This window comes from Cellulomonas gelida, from assembly GCF_006538725.1.
GTDB classification, from domain to species: Bacteria; Actinomycetota; Actinomycetes; order Actinomycetales; family Cellulomonadaceae; genus Cellulomonas; species Cellulomonas gelida.
This window is the reverse complement of record NZ_BJLQ01000036.1, coordinates 1-17,476: the sequence shown is the minus strand read 5'-3', so window position 1 is coordinate 17,476 and position 17,476 is coordinate 1. Positions and strand designations below refer to the sequence as shown.

At 74.7% G+C, this 17,476-nt stretch carries 12 protein-coding genes; 4 read left to right on the top strand and 8 right to left on the bottom strand.

The annotated features are described in order from the left end of the window. Positions 1 to 186 precede the first annotated feature (186 nt). From pntB to CGE01nite_RS13640, 7 genes are all read right to left on the bottom strand, one after another. The gene (gene pntB, locus CGE01nite_RS13670) at positions 187 to 1,584 is read right to left on the bottom strand and encodes a Re/Si-specific NAD(P)(+) transhydrogenase subunit beta (protein WP_048343020.1); all 1,398 of its coding nucleotides are present in this window, start codon (positions 1,582 to 1,584) and stop codon (positions 187 to 189) included. 1 nt (position 1,585) lies between these two features. Continuing rightward, on the bottom strand, positions 1,586 to 3,142 hold the full coding sequence (locus tag CGE01nite_RS13665; protein ID WP_141371401.1) for a Re/Si-specific NAD(P)(+) transhydrogenase subunit alpha: 1,557 nt from the start codon (positions 3,140 to 3,142) through the stop codon (positions 1,586 to 1,588). Positions 3,143 to 3,315: 173 nt separating this feature from the next. Then, the gene (locus CGE01nite_RS13660; RefSeq protein ID WP_170210978.1) at positions 3,316 to 6,078 is read right to left on the bottom strand and encodes a M48 family metalloprotease; all 2,763 of its coding nucleotides are present in this window, start codon (positions 6,076 to 6,078) and stop codon (positions 3,316 to 3,318) included. Positions 6,079 to 6,085: 7 nt separating this feature from the next. Further along, entirely contained in the window at positions 6,086 to 6,577 is a 492-nt protein-coding gene (locus tag CGE01nite_RS13655) for a hypothetical protein (RefSeq protein ID WP_141371399.1), read from the bottom strand. Positions 6,578 to 6,652: 75 nt separating this feature from the next. Then, a complete protein-coding gene (locus CGE01nite_RS13650; protein WP_229747252.1) occupies positions 6,653 to 7,333 on the bottom strand; it encodes a nucleoside triphosphate pyrophosphohydrolase in 681 nt (226 codons plus the stop codon). Further along, positions 7,306 to 7,899, bottom strand: a complete 594-nt coding sequence (locus CGE01nite_RS13645; protein WP_141371398.1) for a hypothetical protein — start codon at positions 7,897 to 7,899, stop codon at positions 7,306 to 7,308. The genes CGE01nite_RS13650 and CGE01nite_RS13645 overlap by 28 nt, the downstream gene beginning before the upstream one ends. Positions 7,900 to 7,958: 59 nt before the next feature. Next, positions 7,959 to 9,407, bottom strand: a complete 1,449-nt coding sequence (locus tag CGE01nite_RS13640; RefSeq protein ID WP_141371397.1) for an XRE family transcriptional regulator — start codon at positions 9,405 to 9,407, stop codon at positions 7,959 to 7,961. A gap of 151 nt (positions 9,408 to 9,558) precedes the next feature. Between CGE01nite_RS13640 and CGE01nite_RS13635 the strand changes: the two genes are divergently transcribed. Next, the gene (locus CGE01nite_RS13635) at positions 9,559 to 11,406 is read left to right on the top strand and encodes a phosphoenolpyruvate carboxykinase (GTP) (RefSeq protein ID WP_141371396.1); all 1,848 of its coding nucleotides are present in this window, start codon (positions 9,559 to 9,561) and stop codon (positions 11,404 to 11,406) included. A 224-nt stretch (positions 11,407 to 11,630) separates the two neighbouring features. Further along, on the top strand, positions 11,631 to 12,479 hold the full coding sequence (locus CGE01nite_RS13630) for an MBL fold metallo-hydrolase (RefSeq protein WP_229747253.1): 849 nt from the start codon (positions 11,631 to 11,633) through the stop codon (positions 12,477 to 12,479). Between the two features lie 74 nt (positions 12,480 to 12,553). Here the strand turns inward: CGE01nite_RS13630 and CGE01nite_RS13625 are convergent, their stop codons facing one another. Then, positions 12,554 to 14,161, bottom strand: a complete 1,608-nt coding sequence (locus CGE01nite_RS13625; protein WP_229747254.1) for a helix-turn-helix domain-containing protein — start codon at positions 14,159 to 14,161, stop codon at positions 12,554 to 12,556. Positions 14,162 to 14,311: 150 nt separating this feature from the next. Between CGE01nite_RS13625 and aceA the strand changes: the two genes are divergently transcribed. Both aceA and aceB read left to right on the top strand, forming a co-directional pair. After that, on the top strand, positions 14,312 to 15,640 hold the full coding sequence (aceA, locus tag CGE01nite_RS13620; RefSeq protein ID WP_141371395.1) for an isocitrate lyase: 1,329 nt from the start codon (positions 14,312 to 14,314) through the stop codon (positions 15,638 to 15,640). 155 nt (positions 15,641 to 15,795) lie between these two features. Then, complete coding sequence (gene aceB / locus CGE01nite_RS13615) at positions 15,796 to 17,463, top strand: malate synthase A (RefSeq protein ID WP_141371394.1); 1,668 nt, start codon at positions 15,796 to 15,798, stop codon at positions 17,461 to 17,463. Positions 17,464 to 17,476: the final 13 nt, after the last annotated feature.

Sequence of the window (17,476 nt, the reverse complement as noted above, 5' to 3'; positions counted from 1 at the left end):
CGCTCCTTGGGCCTGCCGGCGGCACACCCACCGGTCACGCCGGAGGCTAGGGAACCCGCGACCTCACCGACGAGGGGTGAATCGGTTCGCCGGGGACCCGTCCTGCCCTGCCGCGCGCGCGTGCGCGAACGCCGAACGGGGACCGTGCGAGCGCACGGTCCCCGTTGCGGAGGTCGACAGGGTTCGTCAGCGGGCGGCGAGCGCCGCGACGATCTTCTCCGTCTGGTCACGCGCGTCGCCGAACAGCATCGCGGTGTTGTCGCGGAAGAACAGCGGGTTCTGCACGCCCGCATACCCCGTGGCCATCGACCGCTTGAACACCACGACCTGACGCGCGTGCCACACCTCGAGCACGGGCATGCCCGCGATGGGCGAGGACGGGTCGTCGAGCGCGGCCGGGTTGACGGTGTCGTTCGCGCCGATGACGAGCACGACGTCGGTCTCGTCGAAGTCGTCGTTGATCTCGTCCATCTCGAGGACGATGTCGTACGGCACCTTCGCCTCGGCCAGCAGGACGTTCATGTGCCCCGGCAGGCGTCCCGCCACGGGGTGCACCCCGAAGCGCACCTGCACGCCCCGCGCCCGCAGCTTCTCGACCAGGTCCGCGACGGGGTACTGCGCCTTGGCCACGGCCATGCCGTAGCCCGGGGTGATGACGACCGAGCGCGCGTCACCCAGCAGGTCGGCGACGTCCGCGGCGGACATCTCGCTGTGCTCCCCGACCGGTCCCCCGCCGGAGGGCGCCGCGGCACCTTCCTCGGCGCCGAAGCCGCCCAGGATCACCGAGATGAACGACCGGTTCATCGCGCGGCACATGAGGTACGACAGGATCGCACCGGACGCACCGACGAGCGCTCCCGTGACGATCAGCAGGTCGTTGCTGAGCATGAAGCCCGCGGCTGCCGCCGCCCACCCGGAGTACGAGTTGAGCATCGAGACGACGACCGGCATGTCGCCGCCGCCGATCGCCGCGACCAGGTGCCAGCCGAGGGCGAGCGCGATCACGGTCATGGCCAGCAGCGGCCAGATCGACGGTGCCGCGACGAACCACGCGAGCAGGCCGAGCGACACGACGACCGCGCCCAGGTTGAGCAGGTTGCGCCCGGGCAGGGTCAGCGGCGCGCTCTTGATCTTCGCGGAGAGCTTGAGGTAGGCGACGATCGAGCCGGTGAACGTGACCGCGCCGATGAACACGCCCAGGAACACCTCGACGAGGTGCACGCCGTGCGGCGGCTCGGTCAGGTACGAGTTGATGCCGACGAGCACCGCGGCGGCACCGACGAACGAGTGCAGCATCGCGATGAGCTCGGGCATCTGGGTCATCTCGACCTGGCGCGCACGCCAGGTGCCGATGACGGCGCCCACGCCCAGCACGAGCGCGATCAGCAGCGCCGTCGCGAGCGTCGAGCGCTGCGACGCCTGCAGCGCGAGCGCGATGGTGGCGGCCAGTGCGAGCACCATGCCGACCATGCCGAGGACGTTGCCTCGCCGAGCGGTCTCCTGCTTGCTCAGACCCGCCAGGGAGAGCACGAACAGCACGGCGGCCAGCACGTAGGTGGCCTGGGCCAGCGTCACGAGCGTCATCTCATGCCCCCCGTCGGAACATGCGGAGCATCCGGTTCGTGACCAGGAACCCGCCGAAGATGTTGATGCTCGCCACGGCGGCGGCGACGCACGCCACCACGGTCACGACGAGGTTGTCCGAGCCGATCTGCAGCAGCGCGCCGACGAGGATGATCCCCGAGATCGCGTTGGTCTGCGCCATGAGCGGCGTGTGCAGCGCGTGCGACACGTTCGAGATCACGTAGTACCCGACGAACACCGCGAGCACGAACACCGTGAAGTGCCCGAGGAACTCGCTCGGCGCGAAGGACACGCCGAGCGTGAGCAGCACCGCCGCGAGCGCGAAGCCGATCGTGCGGCGCTTCGCGCGGCGCCCGGCGGACTCCTGCGCGGCGGCCGCGTTGGCCGCGCGCTCCTCGTCGGACGGGCCCGGCGGTGCCGGTGGTGGTGCGGCCGAGACCGCGACCACGGGCGGCGGCCAGAGCACCTCGGACTCGTGCGTGACCGTCATGCCGCGCTGCACCGGGTCGTCGAGGTCGAGGACGAGCGTGCCGTCCTTGGCGGGCGTCAGGAGCTGTACGAGGTGGACGATGTTGGTGCCGAGCAGCTGCGACGAGTGCTGCGGCATGCGTCCCGCGAGGTCGGTCCAGCCGAGGACGACCACGCCGTTCTCGCTCACCACGCGCTCGCCGGGGACCGTGAGCTCGCAGTTGCCGCCGCCGGGGGCCGCGAGGTCCACGACGACCGACCCGGGCTTCATCGCGGCGACGGCCTCGGCCGTGATCGTCGTCGGTGCCGTGCCGCGCACGAGCGCGGTGGTGATGACGATGTCCGCCTCGGCGCACTCCTGCGCGTACACGTCGAGCGCGGCCGCGGCCTGCTCGTCGGTCAGCGGCTTGGCGTAGCCGTCCGCGCTGATCTCCTGCTGGGCCTGCGGTGCGCGCACGAACTGCGCACCCATCGACTCGATCTGCTCGCCGACCTCGGGCCGCACGTCGAACGCGCGCACCTGCGCACCGAGCGAGTCCGCGGTGCCGATCGCCGCGAGCCCCGCGACGCCCGCGCCGATGACGAACACGCGCGCGGGCGGCGTCTTGCCCGCCGCGGTGACCTGGCCGGCGAACATCCCGCCGAACTCCTGCGCCGCCTCGACGACCGCCCGGTAGCCCGCGACGTTCGCCATGCTCGAGAGCACGTCGAGCGACTGGGCGCGCGAGATGCGCGGGACCGCGTCGAGCGCGAGTGCCGTGACACCGCGTGCCGCGAGCGCCTGGACGAGCTCGGGGTGCTGGGCGGGCTGCAGCTGCGCGACGAGCACGGCGCCCTTCCGCAGCAGGGCGAGGCGGTCGTCAGACGGCGCGTCGACGGCCGTCACGACGTCGGCGCCCCACGCGGTCGCCTGGTCGACGACCGCGGCACCCGCCTCCGCGTACGCCTCGTCGGCGAACGTCGCCGCCGCGCCCGCGCCCGACTCGACCAGCACCTCGTACCCGAGCCCGACGAGCTTCGCCACGGTCGCCGGCGTCGCCGCCACCAGACGCTGGCCGCTCGCCTCCCGCGGGATACCGATCGTCGTCACGCACTGCCTCCTGACCTGCGCACACCCGCAGCACGCAGGACGGGCGCACGGTGACCGCATCGTGGCCGGGTGACCGTCTCACCGGCTCGCCGCTGACCTTATCGACGTGCGGCGATCCCCCGCGGGACCACGGTCCCTCGTGGACACCTGCGACGTGACCCGCGCCGTCGGCGTCAGGGCGTGGCGAGCTCACCCTGCAGCGCGGTGACCTGCCGCACCCACTCGTCGCGCTCGGCGACCGCGGCCTGGATGACCCCGACGGCCGCCTGCAGCGCCACGGCGTCGCCCGCGTCGAGCGCGTCGGCGTACTGCCGCAGGCCGACGCCGAGCTGCTCACCCGCGGTGCGCGCGTGCGCGTGCAGCTCGTCGAGCCGGGCGGTCCCCGTCGCGGCGCCGGCGACGGCGTCCTGCACCGCACGCACCGCGGGCAGCGTGTCGGCGCGGACCCGCGCGGCGCGTGCGTCGGGCGCGAGCGTCGTGTCGGCGTCGATCGCCAGCACCGCCTGGTCGAGCGCGAGGAACGCCGCGACGACCGTCGGGACCGCGGCCTGCACGTAGGCCCGCTCCGCGGCGTCGTCCGGCGAGCTCGGCGCGGCGGGATCCGGCGCCGCCGGGTCGAGCGCGCCGAGGCCCAGACCCTCGCCGAACAGCCGCGACCGGCCCTCGACGACGAGCGTCGCGCCGCCCACGCACAGCACCGCCGCGCACACCGTCGTGACCAGCGCGACCGTGCGCCGCGACCCCCGCGGGAGCGGGACGGCACCGAGCCCGGCCCCCGCGATCCCGAGCACGACCGCGAACGGCGCCGCGTCGCGCACGAGCCTCGCGGCGTTGCCCCCGCCCAGCAGGTCGGGCGCGACGAGCACGATCCCGCCGGTCGCGAGCAGCGCCGCCGCCGGCGCGACGACCAGCCCGAGCCCCGCGCCGCGCGCTCCACCGCCCGCCGCGAGCGCGACGAGCGCCGCGCCACCCGCGACGGACGCGACGAGCCCGTAGGCCTGCGCGCGCTCGACGGGGGTGTCGCCCGACGACGCCGCCTGCGCGATCACGACGACGAGCACCGCCGCGACGCTCGCGACCGCGGCGACCAGCAGGCCGGCGCGGGCGCCCGGCGGCCCGCCCGCCGGCCACGGGACGTGGTGACGGTCGCCGCGCTCGAGCGCCCATCCCGGCGCTCCACGCACACCGTGCACGCCTTGACCGCCCTGCCCACCGTCCACGCCCTGCCCACCGCGCACGCCCTGCCCACCGTGCACGCGGGGCGCGGAGGTGCCGCGGCGCAGCACCAACGCGGCGAGGGCCGCGAGCGCGAGCGCCGCGCACGGCGCGGTCAGCGCCACCGCGCCCGAGGCCGACAGCGCCGACAGCGCGAACGGCCAGTCGACCTGCTCGACCGCGAACGTCGCCAGGGCGAGCCCCCAGGTCGCGCCGACGAGCACGAGCACCCCGCACGAGGCCGCCACCAGCCAGTGCCCGGTCGCGCGTCGCACGCGCACCGCGGCGTCGGCCCACAGCTCGCCCAGCCCGGTCAGCACGACGAGCGCGCCCGCACCGAGCAGCAGGCTCAGGAGCGCGGTCTCGGCGTCGAGCGCACCCAGGGGCTGCCCGCCCAGTCGCTGCGGGTCGACGGCGGCCCCGAGCGCGAGCCCCGTCCCGACCATGAGCGCGGGCACCCCCACGCGAGCGCCCGGCCCGCCGAGGCGCCCGAACAGCGCGGCGCGCCACTGGCCGAGCGCGAGCACCACACCCAGCGGGGCACCCACGACGACCGCCGCGACCGTCCTCGCGACATCGACCTGCCCCGTGCCGGTGAGCGCCGCGACGGCGACGGCCTCGACGGTCGGGAACGAGGCCGCCGCGAGGAAGGACACCGTGAGCACGTCGAGCCACGACGACCGCGCGAGCCGAGCCGGGGCGTCGAGCACCGCGACGCGCTCGGCGGGTGTCGGGTGCTGCGCCGTGAGCCGACGCCACCCGCGACGGACGCGCGCCGCGGGCAACGCCACCAGCACCGCCCGCAGGTCGCCGAGGCGGTCCCGGCCGGTCCCCGCGCCGTCGTCGGTGGCGCCCGGGCTCGCGGCGCCCGCACCCGGGACGCTCGGGCTCGCGGCGGCGAGGTCGGCGTCGTGCTCGCGTGACCGGAGCATCGCGTCGGCGACCAGGCGGACCACGAGCAGCACGAGCGCCGCGCGCCACGCGTACGGCCCGAGCACGCCCAGGTCGCCCCGCACGACCGACACGGCGGCCGGGACCAGCACCACCGGCCAGAACGCCCACCACGCCGTGCGCGCGAACCACGCGAGCGCGACGTCGCGGTGCCGCACGTGCGCGAGCTCGTGCCGCACCACGGGGTCGAAGAGCGCCGCGTGACCGACGGACACCGCGAGCTTGGGCGGCAGAGCGATCCGGTACCGCCCGGGCGTCCCGTACGAGAACGCGTCGACCTGCGACAGCCGCCCGACGACGACGGTCGGCACCCGCCGCACACCGCCCTGGGCCGCGAGCTCCGCGACGCGCTCCTGCGTCGCCGCGAGCCCCGCCGGCAGCGGTCGCAGACCCCGGCGCCGGGCGACGACGGCGGGGTGCACGAGCAGGAGGATGACCGCGAGCGCGAGGGTGACCAGCGCTCCGCCGGCCGCGCTCCACGCGCGCTCACGCTCGAGCGCGGCCGCGCAGTCCTCGAAGACGGACTGCGCCTCGAGCGGGTCGGCGGGCAGGCCCTCGAAGCAGGCCGCGACGCCGCGGGCCCACCGCCCCCCGGCGACGATGTTGTACGTCCACGCGCCGACGAACAGGCCGCCCGCCAGCACCGCGAGCACGAGCACGAGCAGGTGGACCGACGTGGGCGTCGGGTAGGCGAGCACGGCCGGACGGGGCGGCGGCGCGGGGCCGCGTGTGGCGGGCACCTCGTCGGCGACGGCGGCCGCGCCGGACACGTCGCACCTACCTCGCGACGACCAGCCCGCCGACGACGGCGTCCGCGAGCAGCCCCGCCCGCGACTCGTCGAGGCCGAGGTCCAGGGCACGGCGGTGGGCGAGGTCGTGCACGGCGCGCGCCTGCGTCTCGGTGAGCCCGGCCGAGGGCGGGCCGACGGGCTTCTCGTCGTCCCGGTGCGTCACCCGACGCAGCCATGCGGCGACCCTGGGGGTGACCTCCTGCTTGGCCGCGTCCGTGAACGTGTCCCGCGCGAGGTCGACGAGGAACTGCACGACGGGCGTGACGACCGCGAGCACCACGGGTGTGAGCATCGCGAGCTCGATGCCGAACCCGAGCGACTCGTCGCGCCGGTCGGCGGCCAGGGCCGCGTCCGGGTCGGCGAAGAACTCCTCGCTCGTCAGGTCCAGGAGCGGGAGCTCGTCGGGCGCCTGCGTCGCCAGGACCGCGCCCGCGAGGTCACGCACGAGCGCGTGCTGCGCCTCGGTGTCCGCGGCCACGACGCCTCCCTCGGGACGGCTCCTGTCGCCAGACTGACCCTGCGGCGGGCCGCGGTAAAGGATGAAACGGACGCCTCAGGCGTCCGTCGAGCTCGTCTCGGCGGCACGCACGCGGGCCTCCCAGCCCGCCGCGGTCCGACGCAGCTCGCCCTCGGCGTCAAGCCCGGCCGCGCGTGCCTCGCGGACCAGGGCGAACAGCCGCGCGCCGAGGTCGTCGGCCGCGGGCGCCTCCACGACGAGGCCCGCGCGCTCCGCCCGCGCGACGAGCTTCTGCGTGCGGGCCAGCGCGCCGAGCGCGAGCGGCACCCCGTCGAGCGCGGACCCGCGCGCCTTCTCCGCGCGCTTGATGCGGTCCCACGCGACGTTGCGGCCCTCGTCGTCGGGTGCGGCCTGCTCGTCGGCGAACACGTGGGGGTGCCGCCGGACGAGCTTCGCGACGAGGTCGCCCGCCACGTCCTGCACGTCGAACGGGTCGTCGGCGTGCTCGCGGGCGACGCGCGCGTGGAAGACGACCTGCAGCAGCAGGTCGCCCAGCTCCTCGCGCAGGCCGGCGCGGTCGTCGTGCTCGATCGCCTCGACGAGCTCGTACGCCTCCTCGAGCGCGTACGGCGCGAGGGACGCGTGGGTCTGCTCGGCGTCCCACGGGCAGCCGCCGGGCGAGCGCAGGCGGTCCATGATCGCGACGAGCTCGGCCAGGCGGTCGCGCTCGTCGCGCGGCGGCGTCCCGGTCAGGACTCGCCCGCCCCGACCACCCACGGCCGCACGGCCGGCGCGTCGATGTTCGCGTCCTCGAGGAGCGTGCCGAAGCGCGGGTTGACCTCGATGTCGAGCTCGGCGATGCGGTCGCTGAACTGCTGCGCGAGCTCGGGGGCGTTCGGCGCGTCCTGCAGGGCGCCGCTGGCCTGCACGTAGCGGGCCACGGCGAGCGTCGAGGGGGCGAGGTCGTCGGGCAGCGTGACACCCGCGGCCTGCGACGCCGAGTCGAGCAGGTCCTGCGCCTGGGCCGTCGAGACGCCCACGCCGTTCTCCGCCGCGATCGCGGAGATCGTGGGCTCCTGGATGAGCACCGAGGTCACGGTCTGGGTGCTGACGCCCTGGAACAGCCCGCCGAGCTGCTCGACCGCGACCCGGACGTCCGAGGCCGGGATCGCGCGCCCGTCGACGACCGCGGCCGCGCCGGGCGTCCCGGAGCACGCGCCGAGCGCGGCTGCGGCGGCCAGCGCCCCACCCGCGAGCAGCGCGGTGCGCGACCACGTGCGCGCCGGCACCCGGCCCGTCCCGCGAACCGTCGTCCGACCCGTCGTGCGCCTGCTGGTGAGCACCTGACCTCCTGCGTCCTCGCTCGTCGATCGGCGCCATCGTAGGCCCACCGGCTGCGGGTTCACGCACCGTCCGGTCGCTGCGCGTGCCGGTCGAGGAACGCGTACATCTCCGCGGCATCCACGCCGGGGAACAGTCCCGCGGGCAGCGGGGCGAACACGTGCTGGTGGATGCGCGCGCTCGGCCACGACTGCTCCTCCCACCGCGCGGCCACCGCCGGGTCCGGCCGGCGGCAGCACGCCTCGTCGGGGCACGTGCTGCGACGACGGACCTGCGTGTCCCGTCCCCGGAACCACTTGGCGGACGCGAACGGCACGCCGACCGCGAGCGCGAACCGTCCCGTGGGCGCGACGCCCGGCTGCGTCGAGCACCAGAACGTGCCCGCGGGCGTGTCCGTGTACTGGTAGGACTCGGTCGCATGGTCGCGCCGCGACAGCGCCTCGCGCACGCCCCACCGCCGGCACACGACCTGCCCCTCGATCGCCCCCGTGACGTCGGCGGGCAGCGGCAGGCCGTCGTTCGCGTACGCGCGGTAGATCGAGCCGTCCTCGTTGATCCGCAGGAAGTGCACGCGGATGTCGAGGTGGTGGGTCGCGAGCGACGTGAAGCGCTGCGCGGCCGCCTCGTGCGTGACCCCGAACGCGTCGCGGAAGTCCTCGATCGCGAGCTCGCGCTGCCTCTTGCGCGCCGCGAGGAACTCGACCGCCGCCGACTGCGGCATGAGGGCCGCCGAGGCGAAGTACGTGGTCTCCATGCGCTGCCGCAGGAACGCCTCGTACGACGCGGGCCGGCCGTGCCCGAGCACGCGGTGCGCCATGGCCTGCAGCGCGAGCGAGCGCAGCCCGTGCCCGCCGGGGGTCGAGGCGGGCGGCAGGTAGATCCGGCCGTTCTCGAGGTCGGTCACGGTGCGGGTCGATCGCGGCAGGTCGTCGACGTGCCGGATCTCGAGCCCGAGGCGCTCGGCCATGCGCCACACCGTGCGGTGGGTGAGGGCACCCGAGGTGTAGCCGGCGTCGCGCGCCATGCGCTCGGCGAGCACCTCGAGCTCGGGGAAGTGGTTGTCGCGCGCCTGGCGCGCCAGCCGCAGCGCGGTGTTGGCGCGGCGCGCCTCCTCGGGGGTGGCGATCGCCTCCTGCTCGCGGCGCGCGAGCTCGTGGTGCAGCCCGACGAGCTGTTCGAGCACCGGCGTGGGCAGCGTGCGCCCGGGGCGGACCTGCGGCAGGCCGAGGCGCAGGAACGCGCTCGAGCGCTGCGCCTGCTCGAGCTCGATCTCGAGCCCGGCGCGCCGCGTGGGCGGCTCGGGGTCGACGAGCTCGTTGAGCGTGACGCCGAGCGCGGCGGCCAGCTCGCGCAGGAGGGTCAGCCGGGGCTCACGGCGGCCGTTCTCGACGAGCGAGAGCATGCTCGAGGTCACGCCGACCTGCGCCCCGAGCGCCTCGAGCGTGAGCCCGCGCGCGGTGCGCAGGTGCCGGATGCGCCGCCCGGTCGTGAGCGAGTCGTCGGAAGCCACGGTCCTCACCGTACGTCAAGAATGCCGAAACTTGACGGCGCTGCTGGCGCGCATGGGAGCGGTTCGTTGACAGACGATCGAGGTGCGGGCTCGTCCACCGGGCTCGCACGCACACCGAGAAGCCGTCCGGGAACCTGTCCAGGAGCCGTCCATGACCGCCACGTCCGTCCGCGTCCCCCACCTGCCGACCGTCGAGCCCGGCCGGCCGCTCGACCCCTACGCGTGGGTCGAGGAGGTCGCTGCGCTCACCGAGCCGGACGCGGTGGTCTGGTGCGACGGCTCCGACGCCGAGCGCGACGCGCTGATCGCGGGCATGGTCCGCACCGGCACGCTGCTGCCCCTGGACCCCGAGCTGCGCCCGCGCTCCTACCTCGCCAGGTCCGACCCCGACGACGTCGCGCGCGTCGAGTCCCGCACGTTCATCTGCTCGGACACCGCCGACGAGGCCGGCCCGACCAACAACTGGCGCGAGCCCGCGGTCATGCGCGCCGAGCTCGCGGGTGCCTTCGCCGGCGCCATGCGGGGCCGCACCATGTACGTCGTCCCGTTCTCGATGGGACCCGTCGGCAGCCCGCTCGCGCAGCTCGGCATCGAGATCACCGACTCGCCGTACGTCGTGGTGAGCATGGGCGTGATGACCCGCGTCGGCACCGGGGCGCTCGACCTCATCGTCGCGGGCGCACCGTACGTCCCCGCGGTGCACTCCGTGGGTGCGCCGCTGACCTCGTCGGACGAGGACGTGCCCTGGCCCTGCAACCGGACCAAGTACATCTCGCACTTCCCCACGACGCGCGAGATCTGGTCGTACGGCTCCGGCTACGGCGGCAACGCGCTGCTGGGCAAGAAGTGCTTCGCGCTGCGGATCGCGTCCGTGATCGGGCGCGACGAGGGGTGGCTCGCCGAGCACATGCTGCTCGAGCGCGTCACCTCCCCGCAGGGCCGCCGTTACCACGTGGCCGCCGCGTTCCCCTCGGCGTGCGGCAAGACGAACTTCGCGATGCTCGCCCCCACGCTGCCGGGCTGGAGCGTCGAGACCCTCGGCGACGACATCGCCTGGCTGCGTCCCGGCGACGACGGGCGGCTGTGGGCGATCAACCCCGAGGCCGGGTTCTTCGGCGTCGCGCCCGGGACCGGCGTCGAGACCAACCCGACCGCGGTGGCGATGCTCGCGAGCGACGTCATCTTCACCAACGTCGCGCTCACCGACGACGGCGACGTCTGGTGGGAGGGCCTGACCCCGACCGCGCCCGAGCACCTCACCGACTGGACCGGGCAGTCGTGGACCCCGTCGTCCGGCCGACCCGCGGCCCATCCCAACTCGCGCTTCACCGTGGCCGCCGCGCAGTGCCCGACCATCGCCGACTCGTGGGAGGACGGCGCGGGCGTGCCGGTCGACGCGATCGTCTTCGGCGGTCGTCGGGCCACCAACGTGCCGCTCGTGACGCGCGCGTTCGACTGGCAGCACGGCGTGTTCATGGGCGCGACGATCGCGTCCGAGCAGACGGCCGCCGCCGAGGGGACGGTCGGGGAGCTGCGGCGCGACCCGTTCGCGATGCTCCCGTTCTGCGGGTACGACATGGCCGACCACTGGGCGCACTGGCTGCGCGTGGGCGAGACCCTGTCGTCGGCCGGGCGGCCGCTCGTGTTCGGCGTGAACTGGTTCCGCAAGTCCGCGTCGGGCTCGTGGTTGTGGCCCGGGTTCGGGGAGAACTCGCGCGTCCTGGCGTGGATCGTCGGGCAGGTCGAGGCGGCGCGGTCCGGGTCCGACGAGGGTGCCGTGGCCGGTCCGGTCGGGCTGCGACCCGCCCCCGGCGCGCTCGACGTCTCCGGCTTGGGCCTGAGCGACGACGACCTGGCCGAGCTGTTCGCGGTCGACCGCGCCGCGTGGCAGGCCGAGGCCGACCGCACCGAGGAGTTCTTCGCCCAGTTCGGCGACCGCCTCCCGGCCCCGCTGCGCACCCAGCTCGCGGCCCTCCGCCATCGCCTCACCCGCCCCTGACGCCCCACCCACCGCCCGGCCCCGACCCGGCCTGCACCCGACCTGGCCCGAGCTGCCCCGCCAACAACCGACCGCGCCTCCCGCGACGGGTGGACTTCCGCTCGCTGAGGGAGCGCAAGTCCACCCGTTGCCCGTCCGGTCGCCGGGCCCCGCGCTACCAGGGGCGAGCGCGGGGGTCGGGGGTGGGATTGCCCCGTGGGGAGTCGGGCGGGCAGGGTGGACAGGTGGGCGATGGTGGCGTGTTCTGGGTGTGCCGGACGTGCGGGGTCGAGCACGCCGAGCGCGTCGAGGTGTGCGCGATCTGCGCCGACGAGCGGCAGTGGGTGCCCGCCTCCGGGCAGGCGTGGGCGACGCTCGACGAGCTCGCGGCCGAGGGCGTGCACGTCACGACGCACGAGCTCGAGCCGGGCCTGCTCGCGCTCGAGGCGCCGGGGGTCGGGATCGAGCAGCAGGCCAAGCTTCTGACGACCGAGCAGGGCGCGTTGCTGTGGGACCCGCTCGGCTTCGTCGACGACGCGGGTCTGGCGGCGGTCGTGGACGCCGCCGGGTCGAGCCGCACGCTCGTCGTCGCCGCGAGCCACCCGCACATGTTCGGCGTGCAGGTCGAGTGGAGCCGACGCGCGTCGGCCGCCCTGGGGCGGGACGTCCCCGTGCTGGTCAGCGCACCGGACGCCAGCTGGGTCGCGCGGTCCGACGACGCGATCCGGCCGTGGACCGGCGAGCTCGAGGTGCTGCCCGGGGTGGTGCTGAGCCAGCCCGGCGGGCACTTCCCCGGTTCCGCGGTCGCGCACTGGGCGGGCGGTGCCGACGGGCGCGGCGTGCTGCTGTCCGGCGACACGATCTTCGCCAACCCCGACCGCACGTCCGTGAGCTTCATGCGCAGCTACCCCAACCGGATCCCGCTGTCCGGCCAGGTGGCGCTGCGCGTCGCCCAGCACGTCGCTCGTCGCCCTTTCGACCGGCTCTACAACAACTTCGCGGGCGTCATCCCGTCCGACGCCCGCGCGGTCGTCGGACGGTCGGCCGAGCGCCACGCCGCCTGGACCCGCGGCGACCACGACGACCTCACCTGACGCGCGGCGCCCCCACGGCGCTGTGTGGGCGGAGAAGGTGGCGCACGGCGTGACCAGCTCCACCCACGGACGCGTCAGGCCGGGGCGTGGCGGTCCAGGAACTCGTAGACCTCCGTGGTGTCGACGCCCGGGAACACGCCCACCGGGAGCGCGGCGAGCAGGGACGCGTGCGGGCGCGCCGACGGCCACGACGCACCCTCCCACCGCTCGGCGAGCGCCGTCGGGGGCTGACGGCAGCACGACGGGTCCGGGCAGGTGGACTTCGACCGCTCCGTGGTCTCGCGCCCGCGGAACCAGCGCACGTGCGCGAACGGCACCCCCACCGACACCGAGAACGCGCCCTGCGACGAGCTCTGCACGCGTGACGTGCACCAGTACGTGCCCGACGAGGTGTCCGTGTACTGGTAGTACGGCGAGAACCGGTCGGCGAGCGTGAACACCACCCGCGCCGTCCACTGCCGGCACACGGGCTGCCCCTCGATCGCCCCGAGCGGGTCCGACGGGAACGCGACGCCGTCGTTCTCGTAGGCCTTGTGCAGCGTGCCGCCCTCGTGGACCTTCATGAAGTGCACCGGAAGGTCCAGGTGCCGCGTCGCGAGGTTGGTGAACCGGTGCGCGGCGGTCTCGTACGGGACCGCGAACGCGTCCCGCAGGTCCTCCACGGACAGCCGGCGCTCGTCCTTGGCCGCGCGCAGTGCGGCCACCGCGCTGTCCTCCGGGAGCATGAGCGCCGCGGCCAGGTAGTTCGCCTCGACGCGCTGGCGCAGGAAGTCGCGGTAGTCGCGCGGCTCGGTGTGCCCGAGCACGTGGCTCGCGAGCGCCTGCAGCAGCGGCGAGCGCGAGTCGCTGAACGACCGGTCGCCCTGCGGCAGGTAGATCCGGCCGTGCGCGAGGTCCGTGACGGTGCGCGTCGTGTGCGGCAGGTCCGGGACGTAGTGCAGCGTGAAGCCCAGGTGCGCGGCGACGTCCGACGTCGCGCGCTGCGAGAGCGGACCCCCGGTGTGCCCGATCGCGGCGAGCAGGGTGCGCGCGTGGTCCTCGAGCTCCGGGAAGTAGTTGTCGCGCTCGCGCATCTGCGCGCGCAGCTCGGCGTTCGCGCGACGCGCCTCCTCGGGCGTCGCGGCGTGCTCGGTGAGCAGTCGCTCGACCTCGTGCTGCAGCGCGACGATCGCCTCGAGCGCGTCCGACGGCAGCGACTTGCCGACCTTGACCGCGGGCAGCCCGAGCTGGCTGAACAGCGGCCCGCGCTGCGCGCGCTCGAGCTCGACCTCGAGCGCGGCGCGACGGCTGGGCGCCTCGGTGCGCAAGAGCTCGGCCAGCGGCACGTCGAGCGCCTGCGCGATCTGGCCGAGCAGGCTGAGCTTGGGCTCGCGGTGGCCGTTCTCGAGCATCGAGACCTGCGACGGCGCGCGGCCGATCGCCGCGCCGAGGGCGTCGAGCGTCAGGCCGCGCTGCGTGCGCAGGTGCCGGATGCGGCGGCCCAGCACCAGGGTGTCGAGCCCGTCCGACGAGCCCGCGGGCGGCTCGTCGGACCCCGTGCGTGCGCCCGAGCGGCCGAGCGGGCCCGTCGGCCCTGCGCTCGTCGTCCGGCCCGCGCTCGTCGTCCGGCCTGCGCTCGTCGTCCGGCCCGCGCTCGCCGTCCGGCCTGCGCTCGTCGTCGGCCTGGCGCTCGTCGTCGTCATGTGTCCAGGGTCACACTCGACAGGGATTCTGTCACGCAGAAGTTCGCCGGATCTTCTCTCGTGAAGCGCGGTGAAGAACCGCTCTCCATGCCCAAGTGTGGGTCCCAGGCCGCAAGGGCCGAGAAGAACCGCGCAAGCCACGGAGGAGCCATGACCACGCAGACGGACCCGGCGCAGACGCCGGGTCGCCCCCGCACCGGCGACCAGACCACGACGGCCGACGAGCTCGCCACCTCCTGGGAGCTCGACCCGCGCTGGGCCGGCGTCCGCCGCACCCACACCGCGGCCGACGTCGTCGCGCTGCGCGGGTCCGTCCGCGAGGAGCACACGCTCGCCCGCCGCGGCGCCGAGCGGCTGTGGGAGCTGCTGCACTCGCGCACCCACGTCCCGGCGCTCGGCGCGCTCACCGGCAACCAGGCCGTCCAGCAGGTCAAGGCCGGGCTCGAGGCGATCTACCTGTCCGGCTGGCAGGTGGCCGCCGACGCGAACCTGTCGGGCCAGACCTACCCCGACCAGTCGCTCTACCCCGCGAACTCCGTCCCGGCGGTCGTCCGCCGCATCAACAACGCGCTGCTGCGCGCCGACCAGATCGACGTCTCCGAGAACGGCCGCCGGACCCGTGAGTGGCTCGCGCCGATCGTCGCGGACGCCGAGGCCGGGTTCGGCGGGCCGCTGAACGCCTACGAGCTCATGCACTCGATGATCGCCGCGGGCGCCGCCGGAGTGCACTGGGAGGACCAGCTCGCCGCCGAGAAGAAGTGCGGCCACCTGGGCGGCAAGGTGCTCATCCCGACGAGCCAGCACGTGCGGACCTTGTCCGCCGCGCGGCTCGCCGCGGACGTCGCCGGGGTGCCGACCGTGATCGTCGCGCGCACCGACGCGCTCGGCGCCGACCTGCTCACGACCGACGCCGACGAGCGCGACCACCAGTTCCTCACGGGCGAGCGCACCGCCGAGGGGTACTACCGGGTGCAGCCGGGGCTCGACGCGGTCGTCGCGCGGCAGAAGGCGTACGCGCCGTTCGCGGACCTGCTCTGGGTCGAGACCTCCACGCCCGACCTGGGCCTGGCGATCGAGTTCGCGGAGCGGATCCACGACGAGTACCCCGGCAAGCTCCTGGCGTACAACTGCTCGCCGTCGTTCCACTGGCGCCAGCACCTGTCCGACGAGCAGATCGCCCGCTTCCAGCGCGACCTCGCCGGCCACGGCTACGCGTTCCAGTTCATCACCCTCGCGGGCTTCCACGCGCTCAACCACTCGATGTTCGCCCTGGCGCGCGGCTACGCGGAGCGCGGCATGACCGCATACGTCGAGCTCCAGACCCGCGAGTTCGACTCCGAGCCTGACGGCTACACCGCCACGCGCCACCAGCGCGAGGTCGGCACCGGCTACTTCGACCGCGTCGCCACCGCGATCTCGCCCGACAGCGCCACCCTCGCGCTCGCGGGCTCCACCGAGACGGCCCAGTTCACGCACTGACCCCCGTCGCCGCCACCGGGTCACTCCCGGATCGGCACCTCACCGCACACCCCTGCCCGGTGAGCTCGGCAGTCCCGTCCGACCTCGTGCGTCTGGATGCACGAGGTCGGACGAGACGCACGAGCTCGACCCGCTCGACACCCGAGGGAACCGCCATGACCGTCATCACGCCCCTGGCGAGCCGCACGCTGCTCACCGACCCCTTCTCCCGGCCCCACCTGACCGTGGCCGGCCCCGACACCACCGGCTCGTCGCAGATCCTCACCCCCGAGGCGCTCGACTTCCTGACCGACCTGCACGCGCGCTTCGCGGGCCGCCGGCACGACCTGCTGCTGGCCCGTCAGCACCGCCGCGACCGCTGGTCCAACGGCGCCGACCCCGGCTTCCTGCCGCTCACCGCGGGCATCCGCGCCGACCCGTCGTGGCGCGTCGCGGGTCCCGGGCCGGGGCTGGAGGACCGACGCGTCGAGATCACCGGCCCGACCGACCGCAAGATGACCGTCAACGCGCTCAACTCCGGCGCCAAGGTCTGGCTCGCGGACCACGAGGACGCCATGAGCCCCACGTGGGACAACGTCGTCGGCGGGCAGCTCAACCTGTTCGACGCAATCCGCGGGCAGGTCGACTTCACGTCGCCCGAGGGCAAGGAGTACCGCGTCGGGCCCACGACGCCGACGATCGTGTTCCGTCCGCGCGGCTGGCACCTCACCGAGAAGCACCTCGCGTTCCACGACCGCGCCGGCCAGCGCTCGTCGTCGTCGGCCTCGCTCGTCGACGCCGGGCTGTACCTGTTCCACAACGCCCAGGCGCTGATCGACTCGGGCCGCGGCCCGTACCTCTACCTGCCCAAGCTCGAGGGGCACCTCGAGGCACGGCTGTGGGACGAGGTCTTCCGGTTCACCGAGACCTACCTGGGGCTGCCGCACGGCACCATCCGCGCGACCGTCCTGATCGAGACCATCACGGCCGCGTTCGAGATGGAGGAGATCCTCTACGAGCTGCGCGACCACTGCGCGGGCCTGAACGCCGGGCGCTGGGACTACATCTTCAGCGTCATCAAGAACTTCCGGAACCGTGGCCCGCGGTTCGTCCTGCCCGACCGGTCACGCGTCACCATGACCGTCCCGTTCATGCAGGCGTACACCGACCTGCTCGTCGCGACCTGCCACCGGCGTGGCGCGCAGGCGATCGGCGGGATGAGCGCGTTCATCCCGAACCGCCGCTCGCCGGAGGTCACCGCTCGGGCGCTCGAGCAGGTCCGCGCGGACAAGCAGCGCGAGGCCGGCCAGGGCTTCGACGGCACGTGGGTCGCGCACCCGGACCTGGTGCCCGTCGCGCGGGAGGTGTTCGACGAGGCCCTCGGCGACCGGGTCGACCAGCGGCACCGCCTGCGCGACGACGTCCACGTCACCGCTGCGGAGCTCCTCGACGTCCCGTCGGCGGGCGGTGCGCAGCCCGGTGCCGTCACCGACGAGGGTCTGCGCGGCAACGTCTCCGTCGCCGTGCGCTACCTGGAGTCGTGGCTGCGCGGGGTCGGCGCGGCGGCGATCGACGACCTCATGGAGGACGCCGCCACCGCGGAGATCTCGCGGTCGCAGGTGTGGCAGTGGGTCCACCAGGAGGTCGTCACCGACTCCGGGACGACGATCACGCCGCCGCACGTCCGCGCGGTGCTGGCTGAGGTCCTGGCGTCGCTCCCCCGCTCCGACGACGACCGGTACGACGACGCCGCCGCGCTGTTCGAGCAGGTCGCGCTCGCCGAGGACTTCCCGACCTTCCTCACTGTCCCCGCCTACACCCAGCACCTCGTCGACCACCCCTGACACCCCACCACCC